Origin of the sequence: Streptomyces sp. NPDC016459, from assembly GCF_040632845.1 — a bacterium.
Taxonomy (GTDB): Bacteria; Actinomycetota; Actinomycetes; order Streptomycetales; family Streptomycetaceae; genus Streptomyces.
In genome coordinates this window covers 149,008-161,861 of record NZ_JBEYCR010000012.1, presented here as the reverse complement: position 1 = coordinate 161,861, position 12,854 = coordinate 149,008, and the positions used below count along the sequence as shown (strand labels likewise).

Annotated in this window: 11 protein-coding genes and 1 tRNA gene; 4 read left to right on the top strand and 8 right to left on the bottom strand. The window is 71.4% G+C overall.

Translation table 11 applies throughout. The annotated features are described in order from the left end of the window. The first annotated feature begins 154 nt into the window (after window positions 1-154). Complete coding sequence (locus tag ABZ567_RS25655; RefSeq protein WP_360793843.1) at window positions 155-634, top strand: GNAT family N-acetyltransferase; 480 nt, start codon at window positions 155-157, stop codon at window positions 632-634. A gap of 55 nt (window positions 635-689) precedes the next feature. On the opposite strand, the gene ABZ567_RS25650 is transcribed toward ABZ567_RS25655, so the two are convergent. From ABZ567_RS25650 to galU, 7 genes are all read right to left on the bottom strand, one after another. Further along, window positions 690-763, bottom strand: a tRNA-Ala gene (locus tag ABZ567_RS25650). Between the two features lie 91 nt (window positions 764-854). Then, window positions 855-1,871 (bottom strand): gephyrin-like molybdotransferase receptor GlpR, encoded by a 1,017-nt coding sequence (gene glpR, locus ABZ567_RS25645; protein WP_360793841.1) that lies wholly within the window; start codon window positions 1,869-1,871, stop codon window positions 855-857. Between the two features lie 137 nt (window positions 1,872-2,008). Continuing rightward, a complete protein-coding gene (locus ABZ567_RS25640; RefSeq protein WP_360793839.1) occupies window positions 2,009-2,620 on the bottom strand; it encodes a GNAT family protein in 612 nt (203 codons plus the stop codon). Beyond that, window positions 2,617-3,156, bottom strand: a complete 540-nt coding sequence (locus tag ABZ567_RS25635) for a MogA/MoaB family molybdenum cofactor biosynthesis protein (protein ID WP_360793859.1) — start codon at window positions 3,154-3,156, stop codon at window positions 2,617-2,619. Before ABZ567_RS25635 ends, ABZ567_RS25640 begins: the two co-directional genes overlap by 4 nt. 14 nt (window positions 3,157-3,170) lie before the next feature. After that, a complete protein-coding gene (gene moaC / locus ABZ567_RS25630; protein WP_360793837.1) occupies window positions 3,171-3,656 on the bottom strand; it encodes a cyclic pyranopterin monophosphate synthase MoaC in 486 nt (161 codons plus the stop codon). A 57-nt stretch (window positions 3,657-3,713) separates the two neighbouring features. Continuing rightward, window positions 3,714-5,078 (bottom strand): gephyrin-like molybdotransferase Glp, encoded by a 1,365-nt coding sequence (glp, locus tag ABZ567_RS25625; protein WP_360793835.1) that lies wholly within the window; start codon window positions 5,076-5,078, stop codon window positions 3,714-3,716. Between the two features lie 4 nt (window positions 5,079-5,082). Continuing rightward, window positions 5,083-5,994, bottom strand: coding sequence for a UTP--glucose-1-phosphate uridylyltransferase GalU (galU, locus tag ABZ567_RS25620; RefSeq protein WP_360793833.1), 912 nt, complete (start codon window positions 5,992-5,994; stop codon window positions 5,083-5,085). A gap of 104 nt (window positions 5,995-6,098) precedes the next feature. Here galU and ABZ567_RS25615 point away from each other — a divergent pair, with 104 nt between their 5' ends. Continuing rightward, window positions 6,099-6,704: a 5-formyltetrahydrofolate cyclo-ligase gene (locus tag ABZ567_RS25615; protein WP_360793831.1), complete on the top strand. Its 606-nt coding sequence runs from the start codon at window positions 6,099-6,101 to the stop codon at window positions 6,702-6,704. On the opposite strand, the gene ABZ567_RS25610 is transcribed toward ABZ567_RS25615, so the two are convergent. Continuing rightward, entirely contained in the window at window positions 6,694-9,453 is a 2,760-nt protein-coding gene (locus ABZ567_RS25610; protein WP_360793829.1) for a penicillin acylase family protein, read from the bottom strand. The genes ABZ567_RS25615 and ABZ567_RS25610 overlap by 11 nt on opposite strands. Before the next feature lie 214 nt (window positions 9,454-9,667). On the opposite strand from ABZ567_RS25610, the gene ABZ567_RS25605 reads away from it, so the two are divergent. Together ABZ567_RS25605 and ABZ567_RS25600 are read left to right on the top strand one after the other, a co-directional pair. Then, the gene (locus ABZ567_RS25605) at window positions 9,668-11,230 is read left to right on the top strand and encodes a potassium/proton antiporter (protein ID WP_360793857.1); all 1,563 of its coding nucleotides are present in this window, start codon (window positions 9,668-9,670) and stop codon (window positions 11,228-11,230) included. 338 nt (window positions 11,231-11,568) lie between these two features. After that, window positions 11,569-12,840, top strand: coding sequence for an MFS transporter (locus ABZ567_RS25600; protein ID WP_360793827.1), 1,272 nt, complete (start codon window positions 11,569-11,571; stop codon window positions 12,838-12,840). Window positions 12,841-12,854: the final 14 nt, after the last annotated feature.

Here is a 12,854-nt window from a genome sequence, read left to right as displayed (position 1 = left end):
ACGCCGTACGGCCCCGCTCTCTGCATGTCGAGGCGGGGCCGTAGGATCTCCGCAGTTCAGGGGCGGGATGCTTTGCACACATTGACGGAGGTCACAGTGAGCATCCGGGGAGAATACCGACACCCGCGCACCGCATACATGTACGATACTCTGCATGAAGATCCAGCCCATGCCCTATGACCACCCGGACGCGGTCAAACTCAACGACGCGGTCCAGGCGGAGTACGCCGTCCGCTACGACGACGAGGGCGATGTCACACCGCTGGACGCCGGGATGTTCGACCCTCCGCGCGGCCTCTACCTCCTCGCGTACGCCCCCGAGGGCCATCCCGTCGCCACCGGCGGCTGGCGCACCCAGGACAAGAACGACGAGGGCTACGAGGACGGCGACGCCGAACTCAAGCGCATGTACGTGATCCCCGAAGCCCGCGGCCTCGGCCTCGCCCGCCGCATCCTGGCCGCCCTGGAATCCGACGCCCGCGCGGCCGGCCGCACCCGCATGGTCCTCGAGACGGGCACGGCCCAGCCGGAGGCGATAGCCCTCTACACATCCAGCGGCTACGAGCCCTGCGCCAAGTTCGGCCACTACCGCGACTACCCCAGCAGCCGCTGCTACGCGAAGCCGCTGGTCTGACGGGAAAGCGAGAATCCCGCCCGATCTTGCGATCGGACGGGATTCCCGGTGTCTGTGGACCTGTGGGGATTTGAACCCCAGACCCCCTCGATGCGAACGAGGTGCGCTACCAGACTGCGCCACAGGCCCTTGCGACGTGTGAAACATTAGCATCCCGATCGACGAGAACAAAAATCGCTTTCGCCGCAGGTCAGCCGGGGGCCGTCGGGCCCCCGGCCGGTCACTCGTTCGCCGCTCGGGGGCGGTCGTCGTCCGCGTACTGGTCGAAGAGCGGGGTGCGGCCGTGGTCGCGGGAGCGGCGGGGGGCCGTGGGGCGCTGGCGGGGAGCCGGGGGCGGGGTGGGGGTCGGGTCGGCCGCCGTGGAGGATCGGGCCGCGCTCCAGGTCTCCGGGTCCGTGATGTCGATGCCGCTCGTGGCGCGCGGGGCGACCGGGGCGGTGACGTACGTGGGGAGCGGGACCGGAACCGGGTCCCAGCTGTCACCGCGGGCCGGGCCGCGGTCGCGCTGCTGGTCGACCCACTCCGCGTGGTCGGTCTGCTCGACCAGGGCGCGCCGGTCCGCCTCCTGCGGGGAGGGGGCCTCGGAGGCGCCGGGTGCCGGTTCGGGCGTGGGGGCCGGGCGCCTGCTCTCGCGCAGCCGGGCCGCCGCCGCTTCGGCGCGCCGCCGGTCCATCACGTACACGAAGCGGCGGCGTTCCTGGGCCCGCAGGTGCACGATGTACGCGCTGAGGAGCAGAGCGGGGACGGCGGGCGCCCACAGGAAGGCGATTCCGCCGACGGCGGCGACGACCGCGCCGAGAGTGAAGGCCGCGAAGAGGAGCGTCGTGGTGCGGCGGCGGCGCGCGAGGACCTTGCCCCGGCGAGCGCGTTCGGCGGCGGCTCCGGTGGCGGGGCGGGCAGGCGCCGGTTCCGGTTCCCGTTCCGGGAGTTCCAGGCGCGCTTCGGTCCTGGCCGCGGGCGCGGAGAAGGCCCGGACGTCGACCGAGCTCAGATGCTCGGTCTCGACGTCCGGGTCCACGTCGGGCGTCGGGCCCTCCGCCGTACGGTCCCGCTCCCTGAGCTCCTTGGCATACCGGCGCTCCATGCCCGCCCGTCCGGAAAGCAGCCGGATGGCGGTGCTGAAGCGTTCCGTCGGACGGGCTTCGTTCAGCTCGTCCTGCCTGCGGAGCCACATCGGCACCAAGTAGGCGGCCCAGGCCCCGACGATGACTGCGTAGATGAGGCCGCTGCTGCTCACGCTTCACACGGTAGAGGGGTTCGCGTGACGGCATCGGCCAATTGGGCCGGTGTGTCGCACGATCTGGCTGATATCACTGAAGTTTTTTGTGATTGTTCAGATCGATTGCGCGTCAACTACTGATTGAATTCGAACACTTATTTTATTCTTGCCCGATGCCAGCGGCGGATCAGCCCCTCCGGCACCTCCTCCACCGTCAGCGCGAAGACCAGATGATCCCGCCACGCGCCGTCGATGTGGAGATAGCGGGGCCGCAGCCCCTCCTCACGGAATCCCAGTTTCTCCACGACCCGGCGCGAAGGCCCGTTCTCCGGGCGGATGCACACCTCCATGCGGTGCAGCCCGACCGCGCGGAAACAGTGGTCGACGGCGAGCGCGACCGCCGTCGGCATCACCCCGCGCCCGGCCACCTCGCTGTCCACCCAGTACCCCACGTGCCCCGAGCACATCGAACCCCAGGTGATCCCCGCGACCGTCAACTGACCGACGAGCCGCCCCCGGTACTCGATGACGAACGGCAGCATCCGGCCCGCGTTCGCCTCCGACCTGAGGTGGCGGACCATCTGACGGTACGTCGGCCGCTGCGGGACCGGGGCGCCGGGTGGCGGCGGCGGAACCGTCGCCTCCCAGGGCCGCAGCCACTCGCGGTTGCGCCGGTTCACCTCCCGCCAGGCCGCGTGGTCGCGCATCCTTATCGGGCGGAGCACCACCTCCCCGTCCACGAGGACCACCGGCCAGGACGGGATCACGACGGTCTCGGGTGGTCGCCGCCACGGATCTGGTCGACGGCGTGCCGGAGGATCGGCTCCAGGACGGCGAGCCCGTCCCGTACCCCACCGGTCGAACCCGGCAGGTTCACGATCAGGGTGCCTCCCGCGACGCCCGCCAGGCCCCGCGACAGCGCCGCCGTCGGCACCTTCTCCCGGCCGTACGCGCGGATCGCCTCCGGAATGCCCGGGATCTCCCGCTCCAGGACCCGGCGGGTCACCTCGGGGGTCTCGTCGGTGGGCGAGATGCCCGTCCCGCCCGTGGTGACGATGACGTCGTACCCCGCGGCGACCCCGGCACGCAGCGCCGCCTCGACGGGCGGCCCGTCCGGCACGACCTGCGGGCCGTCCACGGCGAACCGCATCCCGGTCAGGCCCTCGGCGATCAGCGGACCGCCCTTGTCCTCGTACACTCCGGCCGACGCCCGGTTCGAGGCGGTGACGACCAGGGCGCGGTAGGCCGCCACCGGGACCTCGGCCGGCCCCGTCGGCTCCTCGTGCTCGTGCGTCCCCGCCACCCGGCCCGCGCGCGTCACGCCTCGGCCCTCGTCCAGTGGCCCGACTTGCCGCCCGTCTTCTCCTCCACCCGTACGTCGGAGATGACCGCGCCCTTGTCGACCGCCTTGATCATGTCGACCACCGTCAGCGCGGCCACCGAGACCGCCGTCAGGGCCTCCATCTCGACGCCCGTCCGGTCCGTGGTCCGCACCGTCGCCAGGATCTCGACCGCGTCGTCCGTGACCGCGAGGTCCAGGGTCACGCCCGAGACGGCGAGGGGGTGGCAGAGCGGGATGAGGTCCGGGGTCTTCTTGGCGCCCATGATCCCGGCGATGCGGGCGGTCGCCAGGGCGTCGCCCTTCGGGACGCCCTCGCCGCGCAGCAGCTCGATCACGCGCGGCGAGACGAGCACCCGCCCGCTGGCGCGCGCGGTGCGGGCCGTGACGTCCTTCGCCGATACGTCGACCATGCGGGCCGCGCCCGCCTCGTCGATGTGGGTGAGACCTTGCTGCGTGCTCATGGCCGTGACACTCCCGGTCGCTGTGTGGGACGACACCGTACCCCCACCCTCGCCCCCTCAGCCGAGGAGGACCACTTCCAGCTCGGTGCCCGGCTCCACGGTCTCCGTGTCCTCCGGGACCACGAGCAGGCAGTCCGCGTGCGCGAGGGCCGCGATCAGATGGGAGCCCGCGCCGCCCACCGGGGTCACCGTGCCCGCCTCCGGGTCGTACGTCCCCCGGAGGAACTGCCGCCGCCCGGCGGGTGACGAGAGGGCCTTGTCGGCGACGAGCTCCGCCCGCGCGCGGGGCCGGTGCAGGTCCTCGACGCCCATCAGGGCGCGGATCGCGGGGCGTACGAACAGCTCGAAGGAGACGTACGACGAGACCGGGTTGCCCGGCAGGGCGAGGAGCGGGATCTGCTCGGCGCCGATCGCTCCGAAGCCCTGCGGCTTGCCCGGTTGCATGGCCAGCTTGCGGAAGTCGACCTGCCCGTCGGCGGTCAGCGCCTCCTTCACCACGTCGTACGCGCCGACGCTCACCCCGCCCGTGGTCACGATCAGATCGGCCCGGATCAGCTGGTCCTCGATGGTGGCGCGCAGCGACTCCGCGTCGTCCGCGACGGCGCCGACCCGATAGGCGAGGGCGCCCGCGTCCCGGGCGGCGGCGGCGAGCGCGAAGCTGTTGGAGTCGTGGATCTGGCCCTCGCCCAGCGGCTCGCCGGGCTGGACCAACTCACTGCCGGTGGACATGACGACCACCCGGGGGCGGGGACGGACCTTCACGGTGCCCCGGCCGATCGCGGCGAGCAGGCCGATCTGGGGCGGCCCGAGGACCGTGCCCGCCGCCAGGGCCAGCTCCCCCGCCCGTACGTCGCTGCCACGGGCGCGGACATGGGCGCGGGCCTCCGCTGCGCGGTGCACCCGGACCTCGCCGGCCGCGCCCTCGGGGGCGGCGCTCGCGGCGGTCATGCCGGTGGCCGCGCCCCCGCCCGTGCCGCCGTCGGTCCATTCGACGGGGACGACGGCCTCGGCGCCGGGCGGCAGCGGGGCGCCGGTCATGATGCGGGCGGCCTGGCCGGGGCCGATCTCGGGCAGGCCGTCCGCGCCCGCCGCGACGTCGCCGACGACGGTGAGGACGGCGGGGTACTCCTCGGTGGCGCCGGCGATGTCCGCGACCCGGACCGCGTACCCGTCCATGGAGCTGTTGTCGAAGGGGGGCAGCGCGACCGGCACCGTCACGTCCTCGACGAGGACGCAGCCCTGCGCGTCGAGGAGTTGCAGCTCGATGGGTTCGAGCGGGCCGACCGCCGCGAGGATGTCGGCCAGGTGCTCGTCCACCGACCACAGACCGCGGGCGGGGCCCGCGCAGGGGTCGCCGGACCCCGACCCGGGGTCGTGGTCGTGGTCGTCGTGGGGCGGCGACGGTGCCGTGCTGCTGCTCAAGGCTCTACATCTCCTCGCTGACATATCTCCGGAGCCAGGCCCGGAAGTCCGGTCCCAGATCTTCACGTTCGCACGCGAGTCTGACAATGGCACGCAGATAGTCACCGCGGTCACCGGTGTCATAGCGGCGCCCCTTGAACACGACACCGTGCACCGGGCCGCCGATCTTCTCGTCCGAGGCCAGTTTCTGCAGGGCGTCGGTCAGCTGGATCTCCCCGCCGCGCCCCGGCTCGGTCTCCCGCAGCATCCCGAAGACGGCCGGATCCAGCACGTAGCGGCCGATGATCGCGTAGTTGCTGGGCGCCTCGCCCGCCTCCGGCTTCTCGACCAGTCCCGTCACCTTGACGACGTCCGAGTCGACGGTCGCCTCGACCGCGGCGCAGCCGTACAGATGGATCTGCGAGGGCTCGACCTCCATGAGCGCGATCACGCTGCCGCCCTCCCGCTCCTGGACGTCCACCATCCGCGCGAGCAGCGGGTCGCGCGGGTCGATCAGGTCGTCGCCGAGGAGGACCGCGAAGGGCTGGTCCCCGACGTGCGGGGCGGCGCAGAGCACGGCGTGGCCGAGGCCGCGCGGGGCGCCCTGGCGCACGTAGTGCATGGTGGCCAGGTCGCTGGACTCCTGGACCTTGGAGAGGCGTTCGGCGTCGCCCTTCCGGCTCAGGGCCTCCTCCAGCTCGTAGTTCCGGTCGAAGTGGTCCTCCAGGGGACGCTTGTTGCGCCCGGTGATCATCAGCACGTCCGAAAGGCCCGCCGCGACGGCCTCCTCCACGACGTACTGGATGGCCGGCTTGTCGACGACCGGCAGCATCTCCTTCGGCGTCGCCTTGGTGGCCGGGAGGAAGCGGGTACCGAGACCGGCGGCCGGGATGACAGCCTTGCTGATCCGGCCGAGCCTGGGGAGCGACTGATTCATGCGGTGCACCTTAGTCGTTCGGAATGAGAGGAAGATGTGGGTTGAGTTAACTTCCTCCACATAAAGACAGTTACCAGAGTTTTGTGAATGCACACGAGGCCGTCATGCCATCCGAGATGTCCGAAAAGACCCTGCTGCGCAGTCGACTTCTGGCTGCCCGCGCCACGCTGGACGCCGAATCCCTGACTCGTACGGCCGAATCGCTCGCCCGCCACGGGGTGGAACTCGCCGAACTCGCCGAGGCGTCCACCGTCGCCGCCTATGTGTCGGTGGGCCGCGAGCCGGGCACGCGCGCGTTGCTCGACGCGCTCCACGCGCGCGGGGTGCGGGTCCTGCTCCCCGTCCTGCTCCCCGACAACGACCTGGACTGGGCCGCGTACGAGGGTCCCGAGGGGCTCGCGAAGGCCGGGCGTGGACTTCTCGAACCCGTCGGGCCCCGGCTCGGCCCCGACGCCGTGTGCGCCGCCGACGCCGTCCTGCTGCCGGGCCTCGCGGTCGACGGGCGCGGGATGCGGCTCGGGCGGGGCGGCGGCTCGTACGACCGGGTGCTCGCCCGGCTCACGCGCGCGGGTGCCGATCCCGCCCTGGTGGTGCTCCTCTACGCGGACGAGGTGGTCGCCCGGGTCCCGGAGGAACCGCACGACCACCCCGTGCACGCGGTGGTGACCCCGCAGGGGGTCACCCGTTTCCCGACAGGTCCTACGGCCTGAGGACCAGCGTGTCCTTCGTCGCCGCGTCGACCGCCGCCTTGCCGTAGGCCCAGTCGTAGAGCTCACCCCTGGCCCAGGCGTCGGTCTGGTCGGTGTAGTGCGAGTGGAAGGCGTGGCCCGACGCGCCGGTCAGGTTGATCCACCGGGACTTGTCCCAGTCGCCGACGTTGACCACCATCCGCATCGACGGCACCCAGATCACCTCGTAGCCGCCGGCCGCGTTCCAGCCGGTGGCGTCGACGGCCGCCTCACCGCCGCCCAGGTTCCACGGGCCGCGGTTGAGGAGCTGCTGCACGACGCCGGGGCCGGCGATGCCGAGGGTCTGGTTCTTGAGGGTCAGCTGGTGGAGCCGGCCCCAGCTCCAGGTGGAGACGTCCTTGCCGAGCTTGGCCGTCAGCTCCCAGCGCGCGTCCTTCATGGCGCGGGCGAGCAGCTGGTCACGGGTCTCGGTGGCCGAGTCGAGGCGGTTGCCGGGGGTGGTCCACCACTCGCTCTTCTCCTGCTTGAGGAGCGGGCGGACCACCTCGTACCAGCGGTCGCCGCCGTCCGGCTGCGCCGTGTCGGGGTCGCGCTGGCCGCATTCCCGTACGAGCTTGTTCTGCTCGTCGACCGGGCCGGTGGCGTCGGCCGGGCGCACGTTGATGCAGTCGCCCTCGACGCGCAGCTCCTTGGGCAGCTTGTTGCCGAAGGCGAGCTTGAGGACGTTGCGCCAGACCGCGTTGAAGTAGGCGGCGGCGGCCGAGTCGGGTTCCTGGGTGTAGTCCCAGCCCTCCAGGAGCTTCTGCGCCTCGCGGACGTACGGGTCGGAGATGTCGATCTTCAGCAGGAGCGGGTTCAGCAGGGTCGCGATCTCGCTGCGGTTGTCCGTCTGCATGGTCCGCATGTCGTCCGACGAGATCTTTCCGCCGTCCTTGATCTTCGACTCGATGAGGTCGTTGATCCGCTGGCTGCGCGAGCCGTAGCCCCAGTCCTTGGTGAGCAGGTCGGGGTAGGTCGTGGAGTCGATCACGGCCTGGTTGGCGGTGACGATGTAGCCGCGCTTCGGGTTGTACTCGTAGGGCAGCTGCTCGTAGGGGATGTAGCCCTTCCACTTGTACGTGGAGTCCCAGCCGGGTGCGGGCAGGGTGCCGTCGCCCTTGGAGCGCTGCGGGATCTTGCCCGGGGACTGGTAGCCGATGTTGCCCTCGGTGTCGGCGTAGACCAGGTTCTGGGAGGGCACCTCGAAGTTCTTCGCGGCGGCCCGGAAGGTGGTGAAGTCCTTGGCGCGGTCGAGGGCGAAGACGGCGTCCATCGACCTGCCGGGCTGGAGGGCGGTCCACTGGAGGGAGACGCCGTAGCCGGTGCCGCGGTCGGGGGCGGCGTTGCCGACGGGGGCCTTCTGGCCGACCTTCTCCAGTTCGGTGGAGCGGTCGGAGACGAGCGGGCCGCGCCCGGTGGAGCGGACGGTGATCTTCCGGTCCTTGCCTCCGGCGACCTTGATGATCTCGTCGCGGACCGTGAAGGGCTTGACCTTGCCGTCGACGAGGTAGCCGTCGGGGCCGATCCTCTCCAGGTAGAGGTCGGTGACGTCGGCGCCGAGGTTGGTGAAGCCCCAGGCGATCTTGTCGTTGTGTCCGATGATCACACCGGGCATGCCGGAGAAGGTGTAGCCCGAGACGTCGTAGCGGCAGGTCGCCGACACCGAACGGCAGTGCAGACCCATCTGGTACCAGAGGGACGGCAGCTGGGGCGCGAGGTGCGGGTCGTTGGCGAGCAGCGGCTTGCCGGAGGTCGTGTACTGCCCGGAGACGACCCAGGAGTTGGAGCCGATGCCGTTGCCGTTGGGGCCGAGCAGGGCGGGGACGCCGTCGAGGACCTCGGAGAGGGCGCCGAGCTGGGACTGCGCACCGGAGGAGTCCGAGGAGTCGCCGGACCCCGAGCCGCCCGGCCCGTTCCCCGGCGTCTCGCCGGTGGTCGCCCCGTCGCCCTCGGTCGCCTCGGCCTCCGGGTCGAACTTCCCGCCGTCCTCGTCGACGGCGCCCTGCGAGACGATCGGCTGGTGGAGCGCGTACGGGTACTCCGGGTACAGCTGCCTGATCTGGTCCGCGCTCAGCCGGCTCGTCATCAGCGAGCGGTCGATCTCGTCCTGCATGTTGCCGCGCAGGTCCCAGGCCATCGCCTTGAGCCAGGCCACCGAGTCGACCGGCGTCCACGGCTCGATCGCGTAGTCGTTGGTGAGGGCCAGGGCCGTGTACTCGACGGAGACGTCGGCGGGGGCCCTGTCCTTCAGATAGGCGTTGACGCCCTCCGCGTACGCCTGGAGGTACTTCTTCGTCTCGGCCGACAGGACCTTGTCGTACTCCTCCTGCGCGACCCGGCGCCATCCGAGCGTGCGCAGGAAGGAGTCGGTCTCGACCTGGCTCTCGCCGAACATCTCGGAGAGCCGGCCCGCGGTCACGTGCCGCCGGACGTCCATCTCGTAGAAGCGGTCCTGCGCCTGGACGTAGCCCTGGGCGCGGAAGAGGTCCGCCTCGGTGTCCGCGTAGATCTGCGGGACGCCGTTCGCGTCGCGCTTGACCTCGACCTGGCCCGAGAGTCGGTCGAGCCGGATTTCGCCCGTGGTCTGCGGGAACGAGGCCCGGACGGAGCTCACACCCCAGTACCCGCCGAATCCGACGCCCGCGACCAGGGCGAGGACCAGGACGAGGAGGATCAGGCGGGCGCGCCGCCCTTTCTTCTTGGCGGGAGGCGCGGTCGTGTTGGAGGGCATCGCTGTCCTTCGAGGGGCAGGGTGGTCCTGGAGTACGGGTGCAACCTTAGGTGCAGCGTCCGGACGGCCCGGACGCGGTGTCAGGAAGAGAACCGTACTGACGAGCGAGCGAACGCAAAGACGGCGTCAAGAAAACGTTAAAGATTAGGTAAGGTAACGAAGTGTCGGCCGCTGGAGGAACGATCCAGCTGCATGCAAGGGGAAGGAACGGCCACTGACTGTCCACGAGCTCAACGCACTCCTGCTCATCAGCTCCCTCGTGCTGCTGATCGCGGTCGCGGCCGTCCGGATCTCCTCCCGCAGCGGCCTCCCCAGCCTGCTGCTCTACCTGGGCATCGGCATCGCCATCGGCCAGGACGGCATCGGCAACGTCGCCTTCGACAACGCCGAACTGACCCAGGTCATCGGCTACGCCGCCCTCGTCGTGATCCTCGCCGAGGGTGGCCTCGGCACGAAGTGGAAGGAGATCAAGCCGGCGCTCCCCGCCGCGGTCGTCCTCTCCACCGTCGGCGTCGCGGTGAGCGTCGGCATCACGGCCGCCGCCGCCCACTACCTCGTCGGCCTCGAATGGCGACAGGCCCTGATCATCGGCGCCGTCGTCTCCTCCACCGACGCCGCCGCGGTCTTCTCCGTGCTCCGCAAGGTGCCCCTGCCCGCCCGGGTCACCGGCGTCCTGGAGGCCGAGTCCGGCTTCAACGACGCCCCCGTCGTCATCCTCGTCATCGCCTTCTCCACCGCGGGCCCCGTCGACCACTGGTACGTCCTCGTCGGCACGATCGCCCTCGAACTCGCCATCGGTGTCGCCGTCGGCCTCGCCGTCGGCTTCCTCGGCGCCTACGGGCTGCGGCACATCGCCCTGCCCGCCTCCGGCCTCTACCCGATCGCCGTCATGGCCATCGCCGTCGTCGCGTACGCCGCCGGCGCCATGGCCCACGGCTCCGGCTTCCTCGCCGTCTACCTCGCCTCGATGGTCCTCGGCAACGCCAAGCTGCCCCACGCGCCCGCGAACCGCGGCTTCGCCGAGGGCCTCGGCTGGATCGCCCAGATCGGCATGTTCGTCCTGCTCGGCCTGCTCGTCACCCCGCACGAGCTGATCCACGACTTCTGGCCCGCCGTCGTCATCGGCCTGGTCCTGACCGTGGTCGCACGGCCCATGGAGGTCCTGGTCAGCCTGCTGCCCTTCCGCATCCCCTGGCAGGAACAGGCCCTCATGTCCTGGGCCGGCCTGCGCGGAGCCGTGCCCATCATCCTCGCCACCATCCCGATGGTGACGGAGATCGAGGGCAGCGAGCGGATCTTCAACATCGTCTTCGTGCTCGTCGTCGTCTACACCCTCGTCCAGGGCCCGACCCTGCCGTGGCTCGCGAAGGCGTTGAAGCTCGGCGACTCCTCGGGGGCCTCCGACCTCGGCGTCGAGTCCGCCCCCCTGGAGCGGCTGCGCGGCCATCTGCTCTCCGTCGCCATCCCCACGGGCTCCCGGATGCACGGTGTCGAGGTCGCCGAGCTGCGCCTCCCGGCCGGAGCGGCCGTCACCCTCGTCGTACGGGAGGACAAGAGCTTCGTACCGGGGCCCGCGACCGTCCTGCGGCGCGGCGACGAACTCCTCGTCGTCGCCACCGACCCGGTACGGGACGCCACCGAACGGCGCCTGCGCGCGGTCGGCCAGGGCGGCAAGCTCGCCGGATGGCTGGGGACGGGGGGCGCGACGGCGGCGTCCACGCCCTCGGGGGCGGCGATGCGGTTCCATCGGCACGGCCACGGCCGTCAGGAGAAATAGCCGCCGGCTGAGCGACGTCCCGGGTGGGCTCCCACGTCGGCTCCCGGGTGGCCATTCGGACGGTCATCAAGGTGACCATCCGGCTGATCCGAGGCATCAATTCGAGGGCAGGAGCGTTTTCCCAGGCAAGAAGGCGCTCCTCCCTGTACCATGAAGGCACACCTGATCGAACCAACTCTGCCTGACGCAGAGCTGGCGCGACCGTATGGCGGCCGTGGCGCCCCTCCGCAGTGGGGCCGGCCCGGTATCTACCGCAGTGACGCGCATGAGGACAGCTCTCGGCGACACCCGCACCACCGTGCAGGGGCGCGCTACCAGGCGGCAGAAAGGCCAGGACCGTGGCGTCCACGGTCATCTCGGACAAGCGACCCGGCTACGGCCAGTTGCTGCGCACACCCGGTGCGCTGTCCTTCCTGCTCCCCGGCTTCGCCGCCCGGCAGCCCTTCGCGATGCTGACCATCGGCATCGTCCTGCTCGTCCAGCACACCACCGGCTCCTTCGGCAGCGCCGGCGCCGTCGCCGCCGTCACCGGCGTCTCCATGGCGCTGTTCGCACCGCAGAGCGGCAAGCTCGCCGACCGCTTCGGCCAGCGCACCGTCCTGATCCCCGGTGTCCTGATCCACACCGCGTCCGTCTCCCTGCTCGTGGTGCTCGCGCTGACCGGTGCCCCGCTCTGGGCGCTGTTCCTGGCCGCCGTGCCCGCCGGTGCCTCCGTGCCGCAGGTCGGCCCGATGGTCAGGGCCCGCTGGGCCGCGAAGCTCGACGGCACCCCGCTGATGCCGACGGCCGCGGCCTTCGAGTCGGTCACGGACGAGTTCACGTTCGTCGTCGGACCCGTCCTCGCCACCGCCCTGTGCACCGGCGTCCACCCGGCCGCCGGTCTCATCGCCGAGGCCGCCCTCACCCTCTTCGGCGGACTGTTCTTCGCCGCCCAGCGCGCCACCCAGCCCGCCTTCGGCGTCGCCGCCGCCGCGTCGGCGGAGCCCCGCCGCTCGGCCCTGTCGATCCCCGGCGTCCGCGTCCTGATCGTCGCCTTCCTCGGCATCGGCTCCGTCTTCGGCGGCATGCAGGTCTCCCTCACCGCCTTCACCGAGGAGATCGGCAACCCGGGCGCCAACGGCCTCCTGTACGGGGTCTTCGCCGCCGGCAACATGCTCGCGGGCATCGCCATGGGCGCCGTCGCCTGGAAGACCGGGCCCCGCCGCCGCCTGATCCTCGGATACGCCGGTCTCACCGTCGCCGCGTCCCTGCTGTGGACCGCGCACTCGGTGCTGCTCCTCGGCGCCCTCGGCCTGGTCGTGGGCCTGTGCATCGCGCCCGCCCTGATCACCGGCTACACCATCGTCGAGACCCTGATCCCGGCGTCCGCCCGTACCGAGGCGTTCACCTGGCTCACCGGCGCCGTCGCGCTCGGACAGGCCGCGGCCGTCACGGTCGCCGGCCGCCTCGCCGACGTCCACGGCTCCAGCACCGGATTCCTGGTGCCGATGGCGGGCACGGCGCTCGCCCTCGGCACGCTCCTCGCCCTGCGGTCGCGGCTCACGCCGCGCGAGACGAGCCGGGTCGCGGCACGTGGTATCGGTCACCGCGTGCCGGTGGCGGTGGACTGATCCCGCGGAATACG